Genomic DNA, 24,990 nt, shown 5'->3' with positions numbered 1-24,990 from the left:
TACTTCATTATAGATGAGAAATAATCGGTAATACATAAAAAATCGATAAAGCTTAAAAACATATAAACCAAAATTAATAAATATTGATATTTTAAACCTATATCGTAATAATTCTTAAAAATAAGGTAAAAACAACCTCATGTAAAACAGGGTGAAATTCCAATTGATTTAAAAATGATAAAAAAATGTTAAAAAATCATAATCAATTGATAATCATGATAATTAATTTGTAAAACTTAAAAAAAATTAAGAACAATTTCAGAAATAATGCCATGAAATTATTTTTTTATGCCGAATATCAGTGTAATATTGCTGCGTATTCTTTGCTAAATATCCCTCAATTTAAAAAGAAAACAATAAAAACCATCCATGATAAAAAAATACCACAACACCATTTCCCTCACCATGAAACCAAAAGGTATCATTAGGAAATCTGTTTTTTTTCTATCATTGATATTTACATTACTGCCAAATTTTTTATGGGCAGATTTACCTGATGAAAGCCCTGCAGATTCAGATTCTACTTATACAATTACCGTACCCAAATCTGAGGAAAACATTTTACATATATCGGAAGGAACTGTTGTTTACGGAATGGAAAACATTTCCCAAGGACCTTCTGAAATAAACACTGATCCTCAGGAGAAAAAAGTAAAGCTAAAACACAAAGAACATAATTATTTAGCAAAGACCGAAGAAAAAAAACCGGTTGCTAAAAAAACAATTCCAAAAATAATCGTAAAAACCTGTATATCAAAAAATTCAACCGATTTTTTCGATATTTCAAAAAAACATTTCAGCGAAGGAACTGTAAATACCAACCTTCAGTACAAGGTTGCAATTATTTACAGAGCTTTTCACTTAAATAGCTATTATCATGGCAACACAAATTCATCATATACCTATTCAAATTTTCTAAAAGGAGGAATGGTGAGGGCATTTTATTACACCCGGCCACCTCCTTTTGTTTAATTCAATTTCAGAATATAAGTCCGGTAAATTTTTTCTTTACTATACCGGTTTGTTTAGACTGTAAATTTCAGTGAGCAATGCAACATTACATTAAACAGGTTCTTCAGAGTACTTGTTTAAATTGCAAATTATCATGAATATACTACTGTATGATATCATCAGTTCACATCTTGCATGAAGGATTTAGATAACAAAAAACATTAGTGTGTTACTGTTTTCTTGACCACTGAAATCAGATTATTACAGCTTTATTATTCTTAGTTCTATAGCAAAACATCTCTGTAGAATCTCTACCGTAACATTTTGTTGTAACCGAATAAGCTTTGGCAACCATAATCAAACTGAACAAAAATGATTGAAAAAATCTCATTCTTTTTAAAGAATCATTAAAGAGGTGTTTTCATTAAATCCTGATAATTGTAATTAATTAAAACAGATGAAAAAACAAATTATTCTTTTAGGAACCCTATTATTCTCCGTATCAATATTCTCTCAAGTAGGAATCAATACAGAAACTCCAAAATCAACGTTGGATGTTGTAGGAAAAGCAGCCGATACCAACTCATTAGATGGTATAACCGCTCCCAGACTTACAGGTAATCAACTAAGAGCCAAAACATATACCACAGACCAGACCGGTACATTGGTATATATAACAGCTGCAGATTCAGCACCGGCAGGACAAACTGTTAATGTAACCAGTGCCGGCTATTATTATTTTGATGGAACTTTATGGCAAACTGTTAAGTCTTCTTCCGTTTCTACAAACATTTACACTGCAAACGGTTCTTTAACCAGTACTCGTACACTAACGCTAAGTGGATATCAGCTAAATTTTAACGGAACAGACAGAACTACTTATTGGGATACCGCCGGAAGAATACATCAACGGGCCACAAATACTTCAAGCGATGCTGCTATGGGATTTCATGGAGGAAATGCTAATCTATGGATGCAGCAATGGCCTAATGCAAGCTCTTCGATAACAGCAACTGGAACCTCCAGTAGTCTTGATCTAGCGACTCACTTTACTGCTGCCTCCGCACCAATAACACTGTCCACCAGTCCTGGAGGCAATACTACTAGTGTGGAAAGAGTGCGGATTACAGGAGAAGGTAATGTAGGTGTTAATAGTTCTGATCCGACAGAGAGATTTGACAACAACGGCATTACAAGATTAAGAATACTTCCATTGAATGGCACGACGAATGCAATCAATACAACCTCTACAGGCGATGCATCTGCAACACAAGATCAGACTTTTACAGCAACCAGAACTGTAGTTGCCGATGCCAACGGCGTTTTGGGAACTGTAGCAGGATTACCTGCAACTCCTGTCAATATCTACAACGCTAATGGAACCCTTACAAGTGACCGTACGTTGACTCAAAGTGGTTTTGGTCTGACTTTCTTAGGGAGCAACCAATATACATCCTTTCCAAGTTCAGGTGGAATTCGGCAATATGGAACAGCAGGATCGAAAAGAGCTGATATGGTATTGACAGCGAATGACAATAACGGAGATGCAGTAAACTCTATCATGAGTTTTTATCAGGATCCCGAGGGTACCGGACAAATTGTCGTATTAAATGATTCCCGTGGACTAACCCTTGCTTCCAGATTCACAACTCAATCAGCGCCAATAAAATTTGAAACAAGTGCAGGAGGAGGAGCTAACAGCACAGAAAAGATGCGTATAACAGGAGAAGGAAATATCGGCATGAATGTAGCGAATCCAACCGAAAAGCTTGATAACAACGGTATCACAAGACTTAGAAACCTTCCCGCAAACGGTACAGCCAATGCCATCAACACCACACCGGGAGGTGCAGCATCTGCTAGCCAAGATCAAACCTTTAACGCAACTAGAACCGTAGTGGCAGACGCCAACGGTGTCTTGGGAACCGTAGCAGGTATTCCTTCAGATGCAGGAACCTCAAGAGTGCTTGTGATCGCAAACGCACCGGGTACGCAGAATGTAAAAGCTCAATCAGGTTCTTCTTCTGCCATCGGGCAATTTACAAATGAAAGTCTTGACGTATATAATGCATGGACCAATAATATTTTTACGGTTCCTGCAAATATGGGAGGAGTTTATATTATAGTCATGCAAAATTCCAGTACCCATACAAGTACGGGATCGCCAACCCCTACATGGCATACTATGGCATTCTATGAAAAAAGCACAGATGGAGGTACAAACTGGGTTACGATGCTTAAAGATACCTACTCTAATCTTGCGGGTACGATCGTAGACAATGGCAACACCTTATACTGGACAGGTTTTCTAAACGCAGGTGATCAGATAAGAGTTCGCTTCGGCTGTAATGCAGACACAGACAATATTGTGAATTACGGAGGGCTTTCTATAACAAAGCTCGCACAGTAACTTATTATAGTATAAATAAATTTTTAAAACAACAATGCTTAAATACAAACCCATTATAGAATAATGGATATTGAATGATGAAAATGAAAACAATTAAACGAACAAAAATGATTCTAAAAACAAAATGATGAAAAAACGAAATCTTTTTTTACTCTTATTGCTCTTTATGGGGAATATGATTCTTTACGCACAATGCAGCGTAAATGCAGGAGGAAATACCACGATATGCGGTACTTCCTATACATTACAGGGAAGCTCTTCGGGTACGACCGGATCCCCCGTGTGGACCGTGGTCTCCAAACCGCCAGGTGCACCCGATCCGGTGTTCAGTAATGTAAATTCCCTGACGCCCAATGTAACAGGAATGACATTCCCCGGAAATTATGTATTCCAGATTACTCAAAATTGCAGCCCGTCTGGTTCGGTTACTTCTCAGGTAACCATTACCGCACCTGGAGAGATTTCTACTTTTACAGCAGGTCCGGATATTACCAATGTTAATGCTACTGATGGTACTGTAACTCTTAATGGTGTAGTACCTAACGGATATACTGCATCATGGCGTGCCTATAATATTTACAGATGGGAACGAAGTTCAACAGAGGTGGACACTAACTCTCAGTTTAGTTCCCCATTATCGGCAACAACAACCTTTAGCCTTATTAAAAAAGCAGATCATGATATTGATCCGGCGTATGTAGTAACATTGAGGATAACCTCTATTAACAATCCTAACTGTTATTATGAGGATACGGCTATCGTACGTTTTATTCCGAATCCTCAGATACTTCCAGCGGTGTCAACTTCTAAATGTGTTTCCAGCGGTGGAAGTCATTTTATTTCACTTCAAGGTTTATCTCCTAAGTTTTCAAAAGGATATCCTTCTTCACCCGGTTCCTCAGGAAACTTTGGTACAACTATTACCATGAACGTTACCAGCCAGCCGGCAGGGGGGAATATTGCCTATTCTAATATGTATGATAATAATATACATTTTACCGGTGTGAATGTTACAGGAGTTTACAAATTTACTTTGACCATTTCGAATGCCAGCGGGACGTATACAACACCGGAACTCACGTATACCTATAATGGAATACAACCTAACCCGGTAAACTTTCTGACCTCTTCCCGACCTGAGCAGATGATGATTTATGATGGTGGAAGCTCTGGGGGCGAAGTTCATTGCGGGTATGCAGGACTTTCTACTCCGATTACATTTTACTATACCATTGATCCGGCGGATAATCCGGCTACCATCAATACGACTGCAGTTCAGTCAGGTACTCCGCCTCCAGGTGGGGCGGTTGTCGTGGTAAACGGAGGAGCAGGTACGGCAACAAGAAGTGCTACCGTAACACCACCTGCAGGAGGTTGGCGTGTAGGAACATATAGATTTACGATTACCAGAAATAATGCCGGAGCCTGTTCAGCTATACAATATTATTATATCCATATCTCAGATGGCAACCGCCCGAATGTCGCAGTACCTACTACAACCGTATGTTATCCGGGGTCCGGCGTTGTAACAGCAACAATTCCATTGCCTGCAGTATACAAAGGTGTAGTAAACAGCAGCTATTTTCAGGATTTTGACGGCCGTTACAGATTAACCTTAGTATCAAAACCTGCAGGAGCTGCAAATCCTGTTTTTGAGCCTTACGCTAATACAGTATTCACAAATACCTCTACCACCATTTCCAATCTTAATATGGAGGGAGAATATGTATTTAAAATAAAAGCAGATACCTATACCTCAACTGTTGGGGCATTCTTAGATAAAGAATATGCTTGTTCGGGAACTTCATTGGAAGGAACATTTTCAGTATTCGTATCTGCACAAGTGGGTGCAAATGCAGGATCCAATCAGAATGTAACAGGAACTACAACTATATTAAACGGAAACAATCCGGGGGTTGCTACCGGTACATGGACGGTAATTTCCAAACCGACAGGCGCATCCGATCCGGTAATTGTTGACCCGTCCTTATATAATTCTTCTGTGACAGGACTTACAGTAGGTGCTTATGTTTTCCGCTGGTCAGTTGCAACTGGCACTTGTATCAGTACTAGTGATGTTACTATAACTGTAATGCCGCAAAATTATTGTTTCTCAGGAGACTGTAACCCAAACACGTTCCTCAATACCGGAAATCCAAATACCATAGAATATGACAATATGGTAAGCACCTTCCATAGTACAATGATGCGAGATGCAACTACAGGCGCACTAATGGTATGGGGCGAAAGAATGGCAAGTAATGGTACCTCTCACGTATTGGCGCCTACAGAGGTTAATAGTACAAACTATCCGGCACTTACTGGCGATATCCTTAAGTTTACAGGCGGAAGTAGCAGTATAAACTTAGCTCAAAGTGTCGTTTTAACCACAACTGGGCTATTTGCTTGGGGAGGTGAAGGAGTTTTGATTTCGAATGATATTACAAGCAGTACCACTTTTCAGAAAGTAAGTATCGGAACTTTTGGCGTAAATGGTGGGGCAGTAAAAGCAGATGGTTTACCTGACGGCGTGGCTCCTACAGATGTCAAAATGTTGTTTGGTACTTATAATGCATTAGCATTGACCACCTGCTCTGGTGAAGTTTGGGTATTGGCACAGGAAGGTCGTCTATTCGGAGATAATGCATCAGATAACCTTGCAAACAGAGCATTATGGCACCGCGTACGTACCAATGCAACGACAACATTAAATAACGTAGTTGCCATACGTGGAAATGGTTGGAAAACGTTAATGGCATTAACTGCGACTGGTGAGGTATATACTTGGGGACAGGGTACAAGGTTAGGCAATGGTACTGCTGAATCAGCAAGAGTATTTGCTACACAAATGACCCTGCCGGCTGCAGGTACTGTAATCCCAAAAATGATTGGAGTAAGCGGTAGCAGTAATGTTAGGACTAGTACTTATTACATTTTGGGCACTAATGGTAATGTTTATGCCATGGGAGAAAACAGCAGAGGTCAATTAGGTGATTTTGGAACAACAAACAGTAACACTTGGGTACAGGTACAAAAATCGGTAACGGCAGGAGATTACCTAACCAATGTGGTTTGGATCAGCCCGAATGAACACGACATGAGTACTTTTGGTAGCAGCAATGCATATATGGCGGGTTCCATTAATGTACTTACGGCAGACGGCAGGCTATGGGCTTGGGGAGCCAATGACGGAATAATGTTGGGAGGTAGTACTACCACAATGAATCCAACAGAGATGCCGGGCAGTATTCCTCAAACAGATCCATATAATATCGGAAAATTGAACTGGACAGACAAAGTGATTGCTGTAGAAACCGGAGGACATACTTCAATGGTCGTTAAAGAAAACTCAAAGAAATACGGATATGTTGGGCATAGAATCAATGGAAGTATGGGTGACGGAACAAGTGTAAATGCTAATGAAAATCAATATAACTTTGCAGATACCCCGGAGATCGATCTTTGTGGAGCGCCAACTGTCAGTACTTCAGCACCTTTCACTTGTGACACTAAATTCTATTTAACACAATACGGTTCTGCAGCAACAGACAAAACCATACTGTATACCTTAGACAATACTACCAATCCGTTTACAAAAACCATAATAGGCGAATCGCCTGCAGGTATGAAAGTAAACGGAATCGGGTACAATACGGTGGATAATTTCCTTTACGGAATGAGAACAGATGCGGCTAATGCAACCCATATGGTAAAGATTGATGCTAATGGTACATTTACCGATCTTGGTGCCGTTACCAGTCTGCCTGCAGGTGGGTATAACGCAGGTGGGTTTGACAATGCAGGAAATTATTATATCATCAATTTTGATTCAAGTAATCTTTATAGAATCAATTTATCCACCAATACGGCTACGCAGATCACACTTTCCAGAAGCTTAAAAGTGAACGACATTGCGTTTGATAGTACAACCAACCTGTTCTACGGTTATGAGCAATCTACAGGACGATTAGTTTCAATCAACACTTCAGGGGTGGTAACCAACGTGGGCAGCCCAAGTGCATTAGGAAACGTTTTCTTTGGTGCGATGTATTCTGACAGCAACGGAGATATTTTTGGAAATGAAGATGACGGATCCGGTTTCTATCAGTTCAATAAAACGACAGGTCAGGCGACAAAAATATCAGAATCTATTTCTGCATTTGGTAATGACGGAGCCAACTGTTCAAATGCAGTAATCACTTTCCCTGCTGATTTAAGTATTACCAAAACAGACGGTAAAACAACTTATATTCCTGGTTCTGCCACTACGTATACAATTGTGGTGAGCAATAACAGTGGTGCTTATGGAGTGCTTGGTGCTACGGTGTCCGATCCGGTACCTGCAGGTATCCCGGCAGCCAATGTATCCTATTCGGTACCGGTACTTACGGGTGGAGCCACAACAAGCATCACGGGTCCTCAGACAGGAGCTCTGAATGATGTGGTAGGCCTTCCTATAGGTGGTACAATTACCTATACGGTAACCGTTAATGTTCCTCTTACATTTACAGGAAACCTTACAAATACCGTTACGGTAACGCCGCCGGTGAACTCTACAGATCCTAATACCAGCAACAATACTGCAACAGATACAAATACAAACGGGGTATGCTATAAGCCGGGCATTACAGCGGGAACGGCATTAGACACCAAAGTGGGGATCACTACACTTAACAGAGCAGGTGCAACAGATGCTGATAACTGGCCGATGGCAAGAAAAGGCGGATGGGTTGCTTTAGAATCCAAAACAAAAGGATTTGTGCCAAACCGTGTAGCCTTTACAGATGCAGATACCAATCCTGCAACACCGGATACCCCGGTAGGAATTGCTGCGGCAAACTTTAGAGAAGGAATGATGGTATATGATACCACCAACAAATGTCTGAAAGTATACACGATGAAAGACGGTGATACTTCAATGGCATGGCACTGTGTAACCACACAGACCTGCCCGGACTAAATAACAAAATGCTTCGCTACTCCCGGAATGGTATTTTACTGTTCCGGGCAGAAGCAAAGCTAAACAGTCAAGAGTTAAAAAAACAAATGAGCGCTCCATAATAGAGCATCCATAAAAATACACACTATGAAAAATAACTTTCTAATACTCGCAACACTACTCATTGCAATCAGTATAAAATCACAGATTGCCATCGGAAAACAGGAGGTCTCCAATACATCAGTTTCTCTAGAGTTCAACGATACAGAAAACAGAGGATTGATACTCCCCTACCTTGAAGATAAAACTTCTGTTACAACAAACGGTACCATCATCTACGATGTTACCGATCATAAAGTAAAATACCTTAAAGACACGAATGTCTGGCAGGATCTGAGTGTAGATACATCGGGAGCTGCGAATATATCGATACAGACCGGTAAAACAGAGTCTGCTTCGGCAAAAGCAGCCATTGGTACAACCGCTGCAACAGATACAACACCTGGAGTATTGGTTTTGTCTGATACCGATAAAGCCATGATATTACCAAAAGTGGCGAGCCCACACCTGAATATCATTAATCCAGCACCGGGAATGATGGCTTACGATACCGTAAAGAAACAGATTGCAGTATACAACGGAACAGTCTGGTCTTTCTGGAAACCTTAGATAAATGAATAATAACATTAAAAAATTACACCAATGCCAATAGTACACAAAATAAAAGCTTATCTATCAAACTCTGCATTCCTGAAAGAACCGAGAACAGCAGTGCTGGACAAGATTCTGAATGTGGTATAACCCACGAAGATATTGGCCGCCCCAACAGCCTGCTGTTGGGGTTCCCAATATACCCGTATTGGGAAGGACAACATTAGGCTGTTGGTCTTCACAATATCATACTCTGTAAACCCAAAAATCTTAACATAAAACCTATTAAAAATTATGAAGAAACAGCTTCTCCCCACAGTAGCATTGCTTGCACTGATGGGTTCTGTGAAATCGCAAATTGCCATAGGGAAACCAGACGTAACCAACGCCTCGGTATCCCTGGAATTTGCCAATACAGAAAATCGCGGCCTCATTCTACCCTATGTAGAAAATTCGGCAGGAATCACTGAAAATGGTACGATCATTTATGATACGACCGACCACAAGGTAAAATATCTGAAAGATACCGGTATGTGGGCTGACCTTAGTGTCGACACTACCGGTACAGCAGATATTCTGCTACAAACCACAAAAACAGAATCCGGAACAGCAAAAGCTGCTATCGGAGCAACAGGCGCTACGGACACCACTGCAGGAGTACTGGTTTTATCGGACACCAATAAAGCCATGATATTGCCTCAGGTAGCAAGCCCTCATCTGAATATCGTTAATCCCGCACCGGGAATGATGGCGTACGATACCGTAAAGAAACAACTCGCCGTGTACAACGGATCGGTATGGAGCTTCTGGAAACCTTAGTTTACAGCAGCTGTATTATTTAAAATACTTGTAATTCAGTATTACAGGTCATCAAAAAACTATTAACGATATACTTATGAAAAAATTTTTATTAACCCTTTGTATGGCTCTGCCTACATTATTCGTACTGGGGCAATCGCCCGGAGGGGTAGCATCTCCTGCTGCCTGGTACAGAGCAGATGCATCTGTCTTTTCCGATGCAGGAACTACCTCTGCTGCAAATAATGCTACTGTTTATCAATGGAATGATTATTTAGGAACCGGAAGAAATCTTGTACAGACAACAGCGGCAAGAAGACCTGTTTATTCTAATGCCACAACGTTGGCCAATTTTAATCCTACCGTAACCTTTACACGAGCCAGTATCCACTGGATGCAATGTGACCCGGGAACCGGAAACGAAATTATAAACCGCGCATCAGGAACTTTCTATGCTTCGGGATATATGGATTCAGATTTTTTAGGAACAGGCTTGGGGGCAGGATTGATTGGATTTAACGATGATATGGACTATCCCGGTCTCCATACCTCAAATAATAGTCAGTTTAACCTGCTGATGTATGCTGAGAACGGAGGTGACTATACTCCTATTTCAACAAATGCATTTACCTACAAAAACTCATTTGTGGCAGGTTCTTCATGGCAAAACGGGGCGAGTACTACTGACCCTGCGAACTATGGAGCAACCACAATTTCACTGAATGGAGTAAATACATTTTACTCCGGTAACAACTTTAGAAATGTAAATACGGTAAATACTGCAAGGGAGTTCAGAATAGGTGGCGATTCGGACTGGGGAAGCCATAACGGCCAGCTCAATGAGATACTTATTTATCAGAACATTCTTACTGCGCAGGAAAGAAATCGTTTGGAGTCTTATTTAGCAATTAAGTACGGCACAACACTTTCCGGAAATTACCTCAACTCTACCAATGGTATTGTATGGAACTCTGATCCTTTATATCAAAACAATGTTTTTGGTATTGCACGTGACAATAATGGCGCTTTGCACCAGAAGCAATCCCGAAGTGAGAATAAAGATCAGAAATTAATTATCGGAAACGGTGCTGGTTTATTTAACACGAATGCTGCCAACACCAATAGCTTATCAGACGGGCAATTTCTGATTGTCGGAGATAACGGTTTAAAACAGGCACTAAGTACACCTTTAATTAGTACAGGAGGAGCGAACGGGGAAACTAATTACCGTTTTGAAGCAGTATGGAAAGTACAGAATACTGGTCTCACCGGGAACGTTACTATAGCGTGGCCAAAAGGGATTGCAAACCTTTATTTTGTGCAGTCACCAGATGCAGTATTCGACAATACGGATGCTTTTACACCGATGGTTACGGAAGTTACTGTAAACGGAGTAGTTTACAATACCGCAACAGTTAATTTAACAAATGGCGAATTTTTTACATTCGCAGGGTACGAATTTGCTCCGGGAGGAGTAACCGCAGCGGCATGGTACAGAGCAGACGGCTCTGGAAACCTATTCTCGGATGCAGGTACAACGACTGCTGCTGATAATGCTGCTATACAGCAATGGAATGAGTTTAATAATAAACCTTTCCCATTATCTCAATCTACGGCAACTCTTCGTCCCGTGTTTTCAAATGCTACAACATTGGTAAACTTCAACCCTACTGTAAACTATACAACATCTAGCAAATGGATGCAGTATGACGGAAATGCATTGGGAAATATTATAGACAGAAGTACAGGAGCATTGTTTTCTGCGGGTAATACTACTGGTACCACAGCATTTTTTGGATTTGGGGAATCAGGATCCAATAATACAATGGATGATCCGGGCTTATATAATTTCACAGGGAATAAATTTTTATTCTATCCAATAACTTTTGAATATGACCCTGTGAGTACCTATACTATCAACGGTCCTTACATTGGAGGAGGTACCTGGCAGAATGGTGCAGGAGTAAGTGGAAACAATGCGGTAGATATCACCTTAAATGGTTATCATCAGACGTATAATACCAGCATCAATAATGTCACTATGGCAGCAGGTAGAAATGCATTGATGGCAGGGGGAGCAGAAACATCAGTACCTTTCCAGCAAAACGAGATGATTGTTTTCCCTAGTAAGCTGACTGATCAAGAAACCAATAAAGTAGAATCTTATCTTGCCATTAAATACGGCCAAACGCTTAGTAAAGAACAAAACAGAAACTATCTGAGCTCTACAGCGACAGTAGTTTGGGACGGATCTGCTAATAACAGCTACTACAACAACGTTTTTGGTATTGCAAGAGACAACATTTCATCACTGTATCAAAAACAATCAAAAAGTGTTAATGCTAACCAGAAGTTAGTTATAGGCGCAGGAAATTCTTTAGCAAATACAAATGCTGCCAATACCAATACTTTAGCAGAAGGGCAATTCCTGATAGTAGGAGATAACGGATTAAAGCAGTCATTAAGTACTGCCTTATTGAATTCTACTGCGCCGGGAGGAGAAACCAACATTCGTTTTGAATCGATCTGGAAGGTTCAGAATACAGGTACAGTCGGTCAGGTAATCGTAGCATGGCCTAAAGGTGTTTCAAATCTTCATTTGGTACAGTCATCCAATGAAATATTTGATAATACAGACACCTTTACCTCAATGGCTGCTGAAGTTACAATAAACGGTGTGGTTTACAATACCGCAACAGTTAATTTAACAAATGGCGAATTTTTTACATTTGCAGGGTACGAATTTGCCCCGGGTGGAGTAACCGCAGCTGCATGGTACAGAGCAGACGGCTCTGGAAATCTATTCTCGGATGCAGGTACAACAGTTGCTGCTGATAATGCTACAATACAGCAATGGAATGAGTTTAATAATAGACCTTTCCCATTATCACAATCTACGGCAACATACCGTCCCCAGTTTTCAAGCACTACAACTTTAGTGAATTTCAACCCGACGGTAAGCTATGATGGAACTCAAAAGTGGCTGCAGTATGCTCCGGCAGATGCCACAGGATATATCCTTGACAGAAGTAAGGGAGCCTTGTTTTCTGCAGGTAACACTACAAGTGCATCTTCGTCCTTATTCGGATTTGGAGTTGCCGGATCAGGAAACGCAATGGATGATCCAGGACTATATTCTTTTACAGGAAATAAATTCCTTTTTTATCCTGTAATTAATGAATATGATCCTCAAAGTACCTATACAATCAATGGACCTTACATTGGAGGAGGTACTTGGGAAAATGCAGCAGGAACAGCAGGAAATAATGCGGTTAATATCACTTTAGACGGTTTTCATCAGACGTATAATACTAATATTTTAAATGTAAATACAGCCGTAGCACGTAATGCACTGATGGTTGGGAAAGCAGATGCTGGAGCACAGTTAACCGGTCAGCAAAACGAAATGATTATTTTTGCTAATAAATTAACTGATGAAGAAGTAAATAAAGTAGAATCTTATCTTGCCATCAAATATGGTAAAACCTTAAGCAAGGAGCAAAACAGAAACTATCTGAGTTCTACAGCGACAGTAGTTTGGGACGGATCTGCTAATAACAGCTACTACAACAACGTTTTTGGTATTGCAAGAGACAACATTTCATCACTGTATCAAAAACAATCAAAAAGTGTTAATGCTAACCAGAAGTTAGTTATAGGCGCAGGAAATTCTTTTGCAAATACAAATGCCGCCAATACCAATACTTTAGCAGAAGGGCAATTCCTGATGGTAGGAGATAACGGCTTAAAACAGTCATTAAGCACTGCCTTATTGAATCCTACTGCTCCGGGAGGAGAAACCAACATTCGTTTTGAATCGATCTGGAAGGTTCAGAATACAGGTACAGTCGGTCAGGTAATCGTAGCATGGCCTAAAGGTGTTTCAAATCTTCATTTGGTACAATCATCCAACGAAATATTTGATAATACAGACACCTTTACCTCAATGGCTGCTGAAGTTACAATAAACGGTGTGGTTTATAACACAGCAACCGTTAATTTAAGTAATGGGCAGTTCTTCACATTTGCAGGATTTGCGCATGCTCCGGGTGGAGTCGCAGGACCGGATTTCTGGGTAAAATCGGATGATGCCGGAGATCTTTCTACGGCATGGAAAGATCATTCTCTTAATGAAGATAACATACCTGCCGTGGGTACTTGGACACTTTCACCGGCAGACAAGTTACATAACTTTCATCCTTATACGACAGGTTATACTGGTAGTAGATATTTTAATAATCTTACTTCGGTATTAAATCCGACTAATGGGCAACTGGATAATATATCTCATTCTATTTTTTCAGCTGTTAGACCTACATCTGCGGGAACAGGACGTATTGTCGGTATTGATAATGACTCCAATGGAGCAGAGCCAGGGTTTTCTATTCAAACTGGAAAACTAAGGCTATATAAATTTAGCGGTGAAGACAATGCAGATCAATTTGAAGAGCAGCCTTTCAATATTGGTGCTGCAAATATAGTGTCAGGGATAGGAAATAACCCTGTTGTTGCCGGAGGAACCTCAACTTCAGTCGGAGGGGAAAGAGTGTTAGGAGTAAATGGTATTTACAAAACATACCCGAGTACTGTAAGCACCAACAGATTCCATATTCAAGGACAACGTCTAAGAATAGGTGATGGCGATTGGACTGCTCCTGGTCCTTTCCCTGGTGACATTATGGAGGTCGTATGGTACAAGCGTCCACTAACTGCTAATGAGCAATCAAGGGTTAACTCTTATCTTGCTCTGAAAAACGGAGCTACTTTAGCAGAGGATTACCTTGCATCAAACAGTAATGTTGTATGGAATAGAGCTAATAATAACAATTACAATAACAATATATTTGGTATTGCAAGAGATAACATTTCAGCATTGCACCAGAAACAATCAGCAAGTACTAATGTAAATCAGAAGCTGATAATTGGTAATAACAGTACTCTATTTAGTACCAATGCTGACAATACCAATGATTTAACAGAAGGACAATTCTTAATCGTCGGAGATAACGGATTAAAACAAGGATTAAGCACTCCGCTTGCTTATACAGGAACAAACGGAGAAGTTAACTTTAGATTCGAATCAATCTGGAAAACTCAGAAAACTTCTGGTGTAGGAACTGTAACCGTAGCATGGCCAAAGGGCATTCAGAATTTCTATCTGGTACAGTCTACTGATGAGTTATTTACCGGAGGAGATACCTTCACGCCAATGACGACTGAAGTTACCGTAAACGGTGTTGTTTATAACACCGCAACAGTTACATTAGGCAACGGAGAATTCTTCACCTTTGCAGGTTTCGGACATGCACCGGGTGGTGTAATTAATTCCCTAAGCTACTGGTACAGAGCCGACAAAGACGCAGCAAATACCGGAGCAGGTACTGATGTAACTTCCTGGACGGATTATTTCTCAGGAACGGTAGTCTCTCAAATTTCTACAGCCGGGCTACCTAAATATGTTGAAGGGGCTGCAAATTATTTTAATTTCAATTCGGGTCTTAACTTTACTGGCGGAACCCAAAAATTAGGTAATATAAACGTTCAGACATTATCTGCTTTAAACTATGATATCTTTACCTTTACAAAAGAAGGTATGGCTTCTGGAGGAACGAGATCTAGATTCTTCAATGTAGGAAGAAATAACACTACAATGGGATCAGACAACTGGGATAGTCCTGGATTCTTAATTAATGGTAACATTGTAAGAAGAACCAATGCCGGTGGGGATATAACTGAATTTGATGTAAACCCTAAATTCTCAATTACAATCCCTAGTATTTCCTATCACACTTTTACTGACCTGAATTTCAGCAGAGGATTAAATGGAAACTTAAATGGAGCTGCATTATCGCATTCCAGTAGAGGTATAATGACAGGTGGACATATTTTTGGAGCAAATAGTGGAGTCGTTACAAGCGGTGATGATGATGGGTTTATCGGTCACTTAGGAGAAACGATTATCTATGGAGCGGGTAATTTATCTGCAGTAGAACGTAGAAGAGTAGATTCTTATATGGCTATTAAATACGGTATTACATTAGGGCGTGTGGGTACTGATCACTACCTTGGTTCTACGGCTTCAGCTACTTCAATTGTTTGGAGCGGAACACTTAATGCAGCTTATAACAACAATATTTTCGGTATTGCAAGAGCTGATATCGGTGGTTTTGAGCAGAAAGTATCGAAGAGTGTGAACAGCGGTACAATTCTTACCATCGCTAAAAACAATGATTTCGTATCAAGTAATTTAGCAGCTTCAAGAACAGGACTGCCTGTAGACGAAGGCTATTTATTACTTGGAGATAACAATAACACTTCTACCGTACCTTATACCCCAACAGAAATTGGAAATTGTGGTGAAATTATAGGGGCAACAGAACAAATTAAGCTGATCCCAAGAAAATGGCTTGTACAGAGAACGAGTTCTGTGGGAGGCACTTATCTTCAGGCTAACCTGGCTGCTTATACTGCCGATCTTAATACAGAGATCAAAATGTACGTTGCCGATGACGAAAACTTCACACAGAATGTTGTCGCTATTGCCGGAACTCAGAGTGGAAACAACTGGGTGTTCCCGTATAATTTCGATAATGATAATACGGCAAGATACATTACTTTCGGTGGTAAATTTGTAGCAGCTCCTTGTGAGCAGTGTAAAGGAGGTACTTATACCCTGAGAACAGGATACCAATGGAATCAGGGAGCCTGGACTAACCAGACAGTCAATAATAAGGAAAACATTCTGTTAGGTAATGACGCAGACGGTAACCCGTTATACGCAAGCATGTATGCGGATTACAGTGCTAACCCAAGCATTGAATATGTACCGACAAGATATCCTCGCCAATATGCAGGCAGATGGACAATTGCCAGAAGATACGATAATACCAATGCGCAGGTACAGCACAGAATTGAACTAACGAAGGCAATGAAGGCCAGCTTCCAGATTTCAAATATCAACACTTACAGAAATAATAAGAACAATTTCCAGGTGATCGGATATTGTAACGGAGTTGCTGTAATGCCTAAGATTACGTATGCATACAATACATCTTACCATACATTTGATATCACAGGAAACAATGCTGTTGGTACCATGTCATGGAGAGGTTTTGTACCGAATGTATCGACTGCAAATGTAAGATTTGACCGTCCGGTAGAACGAATTGTTATTATTTCTACTGTGGATCGTGCAAATACGGCCAAAACGCTTAGAAGCGAACTTTATAGCGATATTACTTTAGAGTGCGCTGAAGTTGTTCCGCCAACTCCTGATAATGTATATGTCTCTCACAGCTATACTCAGGAAACTTTAGCTACTTGTGGCGGAAATACCACAATGCGTATTAAAGTAACCAACAATAATATTTGTGATAATAAGACAATTAGTCTGCATCAAACATTACCTTCAGGATTGGTATATGTTCCGGGATCATTCAACGGAAACGATCTTCCTGCCGGAGCAATGACCGGAGCAACTTTGACTTATACAGGAGGAAATCTTAACTTATCAGGACTTTCTCTACCAAGCGGAGAGCACTGGATGTATGTAGACGTAGCCAATCCTGGTGTGGCAGGTACATATCCTACACAGTTTACCTATGAAGTAACGAACGGTATAAACCCGACAAATACTTTATCATCACCAGTCGTTAATCTGAATTATTATCAATCTGCTGCACCTGTACAAAGTGCACCTGCACTTACATTATCGATTAAGAATAATGTGACTTGTGGTACGAATAATATGGTAATGACTTATCGTATGAAAATCGACAATCCTAATACAACAAGTATTACCGGAGCAGAGATTCTTCACATGTTTGATCATGATCAGATTATTCAGAGTGTAACGTATGTAACTGGTGAAGATGAAGACGGTGTTATTACAGGAACCTATCCTGTAGACGGTGCCGGTGCTACAATCGACCCTATCAATAACAACCTGTTTAATCTTATTGATGCAGAAATACCTGTAGGAGTAAGTTATATTGACATCACTGTAAATACAGGAAACTCTTATAGCACTCCTGATGTACAGGCACAGGGAATCTCTTCTACATTCCTGGTAGGGATCGGAAGTGGAGAATGTGCAGAAAGCGGAGAGACTGTTTCAAACGAAGTAGTATTACCAATGTGTACAACTTCAACAGTCTGCTATAAACCCGGAATCGCTGCCACAGCAGGTAATCCTGCATTACCTACAAAAGCGGGTATCACTTCTCTCAACAGAGCAGGAGCACAGGATGCAGACAACTGGCCAATGGTAAGAAACGGTGGATGGCTGGCTTTAGAGTCAAAAACCAAAGGATTTGTACCGAATAGAGTTGCATTCTCAGGAGGTAATCCTGTAGGAATTCCTGCAGCAGATTTTAGAGAAGGGATGATGGTGTATGATACCACCAACAAATGTCTTAAAATTTTTACAAGTGTAAATAACGGATCAACCTTTGAGTGGCACTGTGTGACCACACAAACGTGTCCTGATTAACATTTAAAAAATCTGTTTTCATGTCAAAGTTGAAATATACTTTGACATGATAAAACAGATGAAATGAATAATTTAAATATTGAGTATGATAAAACCTCTACAATGACAACAGTCTGCTACAATCAGAGAAATCACCCCTTTCGCTCGAAATGCACTGCAGACTTAGAAAACAATGAATGAAAAAAAATAACTTCTAAAAAACATCACAATGATTGATTTTAAAAATATCCATATCGGTCAACTTATAGAAAACCGGGTGAAAGAAACCAATACCGATATAAACCGTATCTGCAGCTTTTTGAAATGTACCGAAAATGATGTGGAACAGATGTACACATCGAAAAGTATTGAATCCTATACTCTTCTGAGATGGAGTAAATTGCTGGAATATGATTTTTTCAGAGTGTATTCACAGCACATACTGCTGTTTTCTTCCGTACACAAAGAAAAGTGGTCAGAAAAAAAGAAGCAAACCAACCCTTCACCTCTTCCTCAGTTTCGCAAAAATATTTATACCAAAGAAATTATTGAATTTATTCTCAATATTATTAACTCGGGTGAAATGACAAAACAGCAGGTGATCGACAGATACAGAATCCCGAAAACAACTTTGTACAAATGGGTAAATAAATACAATACCAGCAACAACTAAATTATACATCATGAAACTTACCGGTAAGACCAAAGAAGAAATTATCGTCCTCATGGCAGACCGGCCTCTTGAAGAATCCGGTACCGGATATCTTATTTATTCTATGAAAATATTCTTTTTCATCAGGAGAAAAATATACATAGGCTTTAATGAAAACGGAATTGCTGATACCGTATTTTATACTCAATAATTTTTACTTGTCACAAAAAACAACAGAAAAGTGGAAAACAACAGACCGGACTATATAAAAATCTTTGAAGATATAATCATTAAAAAATGTCCAGAACGCAGACATGAATTCGATTATTATTTCAACAAGAAAAATCTCAGCATCATAGATATTGTTGATCTTAATAACAGAATATTCGGGTTAAAAGATAAAAATGCCATAAACTTTAATCAGAAGCATAAATCGTATGATCACGAAACAATTATCCATATACTCACCTATCAGCAAAAAGAAAAATTGAATAATACACAGTTGGCCAGCTATTTTAATCTGAGCAGAAATACGGTCACTAAATGGCGGAAACTATATCTAAAATATTGATCGGACTATTTATAAATCCACATCAAAACAGGTTTTTGAGAGTTTTGAATCATGGGATCTATTTCCCTCAAAGTATTGTTTGAAACTGTAGGACAGCCCCACCCTTCCGGCGATCCTTTGGGGAAGGTTTCTTCATCACTCATCAGATTCCAGGAATGGAAAACTATAAACCTCTTCAACGCATTCGAATTTGATTTTTCAAGTCCGTGCATAAGATATTTTACGTGAATTCCCCAGTCACTGTACCCTCTTCCCGACAATTTATATTTCCCTAACGAAGAAAGATGACTACCATCTTCATTGCTGAATGAAGGATTGTCTTTTGATTCGTCGCTGCTCCATGAATTAGTTCCGCAACCGTGACCCACCAAATATTTTTTTAATATTTTCTGCTCTTTAAAATCCCAGACTACAAAACGGTTTACTCCCGAATGCAGACTCATATCAATTAAAATGCAGAAATCTGGATTCAGCTTTTTGTCTTTACAAAACTGCAAAGCTTCCGTTGCTTTATTTTTTGTTTTAATTAAATCTAAAACAGGTTTTTCTTCCTTAGCAACGTCATTTTTTACCGCAGATCGACTTTCTTGAACAGAGAATTCTTTCCCCTTCTGACAGGAAAGAAAAAACAGTATTACAAAAAATGCTGAAAACAATTTCACAATAGACTATTTATAGTGTAGAAAAATTCCGTAATCGGAAGGCGTCCAGAAAGCAGCTTTTTGTCCGGCAGCTTTTAATGCGTCATTTGCCCAGGTGTTGCAGGTATTCAGGAAACTGTATTTTCCCTTTGCATCATAAAATGCATCATTATCATCATAAACTGCATTGGTAGGAATCAAAATATAATTTCCGGCGGCATCTTTATCAAATTTTTCATCTACAAATTTCACCAAATCTCTGTACTGGCTTTTACTGATCATGATCATTTTACAATCCTCTGCCACCGTCATTTTGGTATAATATGAACAATGCATTGCAGACTCACTTAGCCAAAATGCAGCATTGAAAGCTGTTGAAAACTTCAGATCAGCCCAGGTCGGTGTATCGAGATAAAAACCTTTGTCGCCCCACCCGATTCCCACAAACTTATAATCGGTTCTTTTTGATTTTGTATTGCTAAATGGAATTTTTGCACTCCAGTCGTGCAATTCGTTCTTCACAGGCATTACAATATCGGTATGAACGCCATTGGTATAAATGTAAATCGGAATTTCTTTATTCTCACCGTCATCTTTTGCCGAAATTTCTATAAATGGAAGCAAGTACCCTAAAAGAGCATATACAACAACAATCCCAAGAATAATTCCCAACGTTTTCAGGAAATAAAATAATATGATTTTCACCTTCATGTTTTTTGAATATTGAGGTTAATAAAAATTAATTTTAAATTTTTCGCTAAAAGTATTTATTTTAATTGAAAAATTAGTTAAATTTAGATATCAAACACATGAAAATATGCACAAAAGTAACAAATCCCAAAAGAGATTTAAAATAAGAGTAAAAACAGCCCCAAAAAGAGTACAGAAAAAACGTTGATTTTCTAAGAGATTTTATCTTTTTGAAAGTCAATTTTTCTTTTATAGAAAGGGCTTTTTAGATTTTTATTGCTAAAATTCTGTCACTTCTTTAAAACCATTTGTTTTAAGGATGAAGAACTAACCCCCTTTATTTTCCGGGACTAAAATTCCGGACCGTGATCTTATCCTACAATATTTCAGAATTCTTATCTGAAGATTGGTTCAAAAATTCAATATTTCTTTTCAAACCTGCAAACTTGGTACGCTTTACAGGAGATTTTCTGAAAATTTCCGAGAACATTTCCTGAGTAAGCTCTTTCCACTCTCCTTTTTTGAAATTTTTTAAAGAATCATTTGGTTTAAATTTACTTTGAAGATTCGGTGCAGAAAATCGGTTCCACGGGCAAACGTCCTGACAAATATCGCAGCCAAACATCCAATCCTCCATTCGATCTTTAAAATAATCCGGAATTTCATTTTTCAGTTCAATAGTTGCGTATGAAATACATTTGCTTCCATCTACAATTTTTTCAGAGACAATGGCATCGGTCGGACAGGCATCGATACATTTTCTGCAGCTTCCGCAATGGTCAGTTGTCTCATGATCTGAAACTAAATCTAAATCACAAATAATTTCAGCTAAAAAATAGAACGAACCACTTTGTTTGGTAATCAGATTTGCATTTTTCCCGACCCAGCCAATTCCTGATTTTTTTGCCCAGCTTCTCTCCATTACCGGTGCAGAATCTACAAAAACACGAAAATTGAACTCTCCAATTTCGGTCTGAAGCTCAGCAACCAGTTCACGTAAAATTTCTTTTACCACTTCATGATAATCTTCAGCATAAGCATATTTTGAAATTTTATAATTCTCTAAAGCCGATATTTTTTCTTCGGGAAAGTAGTTATAAGAAAGCGAAATCACAGATTTTGAACCTTCCACCAAAAGCCTAGGATCAAGTCTTTTATCGAAATGATTTTCCATGTATTTCATTTCGCCGTGATAGTTGTTTTTCAGCCATTTTTCGAGATGACGTGCATCTTCTTCCAGAAAATCGGCTTTTGAAATTCCACAATTCTGAAACCCAAAACTTTTAGCTTTGGCTTTAATTAATTGTGAATATTTTTCGGCTGTTGAATTCATAGATTTCGCATTGCAAAATTAGGATTATTTTATAAATTTGTTGGAATTTGGATGTCTGAAAAACTTCATTCATCAATTACCATTTAACTATAAATTATACTATTATGTCATTAGCAGATGTTTTACAATCAGGAAATTATGAATTAATCGACGTTCGTGAGCCGATGGAGCTCGAAATGGACGGAAATATAGAAGGGGCTAAAAATATTCCTTTGGGAGAAGTAGAAGATAGAAAAGACGAAATTTTATCTATCGAAAAGCCTGTGATTTTGTTCTGCAGAAGCGGAAACAGAAGCGGAAAAGCTTTGGAATATCTAAATGCTCAAGGTTTAAAAGACGGCTACAACGGGGGCGGTTGGGCCGAATTGAAAGCCAGCTTATAAGAAAACAGAGGAACTTTTTTTAAGTTCCTTTTTTATTTAATTAAAACCTGACTGCATGATTTTAAAAGAAAAATTCAAAACACTTTGCATGAATTATACAGATAATAAAAATCTGATTGACAATTTTTGGAAGGAGATTGAGAAAAAATACTCCTCAAAAAGCAGGCATTATCATAATCTTCAGCACTTAGAAAATATGTTTGAAGAAATTGATGCGGTTAAAAATCAGATTGAAAATTTCAACAATATTTCTTTTTCAGTTTTTTATCATGATGTGATTTATGATTCGACTTCAAAATTAAATGAAGAAAAAAGCGCAGAATTTGCAAAAGAAAGACTTGCAGGTTTAGGTTTAAATGATGAAGATATTCAGAGCGTTTATGCACAAATTTTAGCAACAAAATCTCACAAGAAATCTGATGATGAAGACACCAATTTACTTTTGGATGCTGATTTATCAATTCTTGGAAAAGACAATGGGACTTATTTGGAATACACAACACAGATCAGAAAAGAATATTCTATTTATCCTGATTTTCTTTATAAACCGGGAAGGAAAAAAGTTTTGGAACATTTTTTACAGCTGGAAAGTATTTTTAAAACAAATTATTTTAAACGGAAATATGAAGTTCAGGCAAAGAGAAATATAGAATCTGAATGGATAAATTTGTAAGTTTTGGCTAAAGCCATTCTTTCTTACTCAAAAATTAAGGTGGGCTAAAGCCCACCTCTATTCAATTAATCTTATGAATATTTTTCTATAAATTCCACTGATTTTTGTAAAACTATTTCCAGCGCTTCCTTGTGTGGTGTGTGACCAATATTCGGAATAATGAATTTTTCAGAACTTCCACCAACTTGAGAAACTGTTCTTTCAACTTGGTCTAAAGTTCCGTATTCATCATTTTCTCCTTGAATAAACAGCAACGGGCTTGTAATATTTTTCAAAAGACATTCAATATTCCAGCTTCTGAATTTTTCGCTGAGCCAGATTTCCGTCCATGCTTTTACAATGGTTTCCACCTTATCTCCGTGATACTTTTGCAAACGTTCAGGGAGATTTGTTGTGCTGTAGGCATTTAAAGCTTCTTCAACTCCTTTCACGGTAAGGTCTTCCACAAAAATATGACCTGCTTCACAAATGACTGCTTTTACTTTTTTAGGATATTTTGATGCTGTAATGAGGGCAATTGTTCCGCCATCACTATGCCCGAATAGAAATGCATCATTAATATTTAACTCTGAAAGCAAATCGTTCAGGACATCTGCTTCGAGTTCCATATAATTATTTTCCCTTTCATAAGTCGCCATCGGAAAAGATTTTCCATATCCTAAACGATCATACATTAAAACATTACATTGAGTAACTTTAGCCAGCTTTTCAGGAAAATCCCTCCAAAGCTGAACGGAACCTAAAGAATCATGCAGAAAAACGATTGTCGGCCTCTTTTCAAACGAATTTTCAAATTTTACAAATAATTTTTTACCTTTTACATCAACTACCTCTTCAGCCATTATTTATAAAGTTGGATTACCTGCTTCATTAAACTCTTTCAACAAATTTTCGAAAACTGTTTTCACAGGAAGGATTTTGTCAATCAAAGCAGAAACCTGCCCGATTTCCAGTTCGCCTTCTTCCATATCGCCTTCAAACATCCCTTTTTTTGCTCGTGCTCTTCCTAAAGAAGCGACCAAAGCTTCGGTATTTCTTCCGACATTATAGATTTCCTCCAGTTCGTTAAAGAATTTGTTTTTAACCATTCTTACAGGCGCCAATTCTTTTAACGTAAGATGCGTATCGCCTTCATTGAGTTCGGTAATTTTATTTTTCCAGTTTTCGTGAGCACTCGCTTCAATGGTTGCAGCAAATCGGCTTCCGATCTGAACTCCGTCTGCACCTAAAATCATGGCTGCTTTCATTTGCGACCCCAAAGCAATTCCACCTGCAGCAATAAGAGGCTTAGAAACATGCTTTTTAACGTTTGGAATTAAGCAAAATGTCGTCGTTTCATCTCTACCGTTGTGACCACCTGCTTCGAAACCTTCTGCAACAATCGCATCCACTCCTGCATCTTCACATTTAGTGGCAAACTTCGTTGAGGAAACGACATGAGCTACTTTGATGCCTTCTTTCTGAAGCGTTTCTGTATAGGTTTTAGGATTCCCGGCAGAAGTAAAAACGATTTTCACTCCCTCTTCCAAAATAATCTGAATAATTTCATCTAAATTAGGATAAAGCAAGGCGACATTTACTCCAAAAGGTTTATCAGTAGCTTTCTTACATTTCTGAATATTTTCCCGCAGAATATCGGGATACATGCTTGCCGAGCCAATTAGTCCCAACCCGCCACAGTTTGAAGCAGCAGAAGCCAGCCTCCATCCTGAATGCCAGATCATCCCGGCCTGGATAATGGGGTATTTAATATTAAAAAGTTCTGTTATTCTATTTTTGCTTTCGTTCATTGTGTGAAGTTTTTTAGCGGAGTTGAAATCTATAAAAT

At 38.8% G+C, this 24,990-nt stretch carries 16 protein-coding genes; 11 read left to right on the top strand and 5 right to left on the bottom strand.

Annotated elements, in window-relative coordinates; genetic code table 11:
- The first annotated feature begins 369 nt into the window (after positions 1–369).
- The 9 genes from ACR1PN_RS06285 (at position 370) to ACR1PN_RS06245 (ending at position 19,442) form a co-directional block, all read left to right on the top strand.
- Positions 370–972 carry a hypothetical protein gene (locus ACR1PN_RS06285; RefSeq protein ID WP_433979311.1) on the top strand — a complete coding sequence of 201 codons (603 nt, stop codon included), beginning with the start codon at positions 370–372 and terminating at the stop codon, positions 970–972.
- 436 nt (positions 973–1,408) lie between these two features.
- Complete coding sequence (locus tag ACR1PN_RS06280) at positions 1,409–3,361, top strand: hypothetical protein (RefSeq protein WP_433979310.1); 1,953 nt, start codon at positions 1,409–1,411, stop codon at positions 3,359–3,361.
- Between the two features lie 127 nt (positions 3,362–3,488).
- Positions 3,489–8,321: a DUF6923 family protein gene (locus ACR1PN_RS06275; protein ID WP_433979309.1), complete on the top strand. Its 4,833-nt coding sequence runs from the start codon at positions 3,489–3,491 to the stop codon at positions 8,319–8,321.
- 126 nt (positions 8,322–8,447) lie between these two features.
- On the top strand, positions 8,448–8,969 hold the full coding sequence (locus tag ACR1PN_RS06270; protein ID WP_378174696.1) for a hypothetical protein: 522 nt from the start codon (positions 8,448–8,450) through the stop codon (positions 8,967–8,969).
- Positions 8,970–9,482: 513 nt separating this feature from the next.
- On the top strand, positions 9,483–9,770 hold the full coding sequence (locus ACR1PN_RS06265; RefSeq protein WP_378174699.1) for a hypothetical protein: 288 nt from the start codon (positions 9,483–9,485) through the stop codon (positions 9,768–9,770).
- 76 nt (positions 9,771–9,846) lie between these two features.
- Complete coding sequence (locus ACR1PN_RS06260; RefSeq protein ID WP_433979308.1) at positions 9,847–18,240, top strand: hypothetical protein; 8,394 nt, start codon at positions 9,847–9,849, stop codon at positions 18,238–18,240.
- Positions 18,241–18,448: 208 nt separating this feature from the next.
- Positions 18,449–18,892, top strand: coding sequence for a transposase (locus tag ACR1PN_RS06255; protein ID WP_378174705.1), 444 nt, complete (start codon positions 18,449–18,451; stop codon positions 18,890–18,892).
- Between the two features lie 10 nt (positions 18,893–18,902).
- Positions 18,903–19,082 (top strand): hypothetical protein, encoded by a 180-nt coding sequence (locus tag ACR1PN_RS06250; protein WP_433979307.1) that lies wholly within the window; start codon positions 18,903–18,905, stop codon positions 19,080–19,082.
- A gap of 30 nt (positions 19,083–19,112) precedes the next feature.
- Entirely contained in the window at positions 19,113–19,442 is a 330-nt protein-coding gene (locus ACR1PN_RS06245; RefSeq protein WP_433979306.1) for a helix-turn-helix domain-containing protein, read from the top strand.
- A gap of 5 nt (positions 19,443–19,447) precedes the next feature.
- Here ACR1PN_RS06245 and ACR1PN_RS06240 read toward each other — a convergent pair whose 3' ends face one another.
- The 3 genes from ACR1PN_RS06240 to queG all read right to left on the bottom strand — a co-directional run bounded on the left by ACR1PN_RS06240 (position 19,448) and on the right by queG (position 22,106).
- On the bottom strand, positions 19,448–20,104 hold the full coding sequence (locus ACR1PN_RS06240; RefSeq protein WP_433979305.1) for a murein L,D-transpeptidase catalytic domain-containing protein: 657 nt from the start codon (positions 20,102–20,104) through the stop codon (positions 19,448–19,450).
- A 6-nt stretch (positions 20,105–20,110) separates the two neighbouring features.
- Positions 20,111–20,794, bottom strand: coding sequence for a TIGR02117 family protein (locus tag ACR1PN_RS06235; RefSeq protein WP_433979304.1), 684 nt, complete (start codon positions 20,792–20,794; stop codon positions 20,111–20,113).
- A gap of 355 nt (positions 20,795–21,149) precedes the next feature.
- Positions 21,150–22,106, bottom strand: a complete 957-nt coding sequence (gene queG, locus ACR1PN_RS06230) for a tRNA epoxyqueuosine(34) reductase QueG (RefSeq protein ID WP_433979303.1) — start codon at positions 22,104–22,106, stop codon at positions 21,150–21,152.
- Between the two features lie 104 nt (positions 22,107–22,210).
- Between queG and ACR1PN_RS06225 the strand changes: the two genes are divergently transcribed.
- Positions 22,211–22,489, top strand: a complete 279-nt coding sequence (locus tag ACR1PN_RS06225; protein ID WP_433979302.1) for a rhodanese-like domain-containing protein — start codon at positions 22,211–22,213, stop codon at positions 22,487–22,489.
- 88 nt (positions 22,490–22,577) lie between these two features.
- Positions 22,578–23,162, top strand: a complete 585-nt coding sequence (locus ACR1PN_RS06220) for an HD domain-containing protein (RefSeq protein WP_433979301.1) — start codon at positions 22,578–22,580, stop codon at positions 23,160–23,162.
- Between the two features lie 71 nt (positions 23,163–23,233).
- On the opposite strand, the gene ACR1PN_RS06215 is transcribed toward ACR1PN_RS06220, so the two are convergent.
- Together ACR1PN_RS06215 and ACR1PN_RS06210 are read right to left on the bottom strand one after the other, a co-directional pair.
- Complete coding sequence (locus ACR1PN_RS06215) at positions 23,234–24,004, bottom strand: alpha/beta fold hydrolase (RefSeq protein ID WP_433979300.1); 771 nt, start codon at positions 24,002–24,004, stop codon at positions 23,234–23,236.
- 3 nt (positions 24,005–24,007) lie between these two features.
- On the bottom strand, positions 24,008–24,952 hold the full coding sequence (locus tag ACR1PN_RS06210; RefSeq protein ID WP_433979299.1) for an NAD(P)H-dependent flavin oxidoreductase: 945 nt from the start codon (positions 24,950–24,952) through the stop codon (positions 24,008–24,010).
- Positions 24,953–24,990 lie beyond the last annotated feature (38 nt).

Origin of the sequence: Chryseobacterium sp. RLHN22, assembly GCF_051011795.1 — a bacterium.
Taxonomy (GTDB): Bacteria; Bacteroidota; Bacteroidia; order Flavobacteriales; family Weeksellaceae; genus Chryseobacterium; species Chryseobacterium zhengzhouense.
The sequence above is the reverse complement of the archived record's forward strand: the minus strand, read 5'-3'. Positions and strand labels throughout refer to the sequence as shown.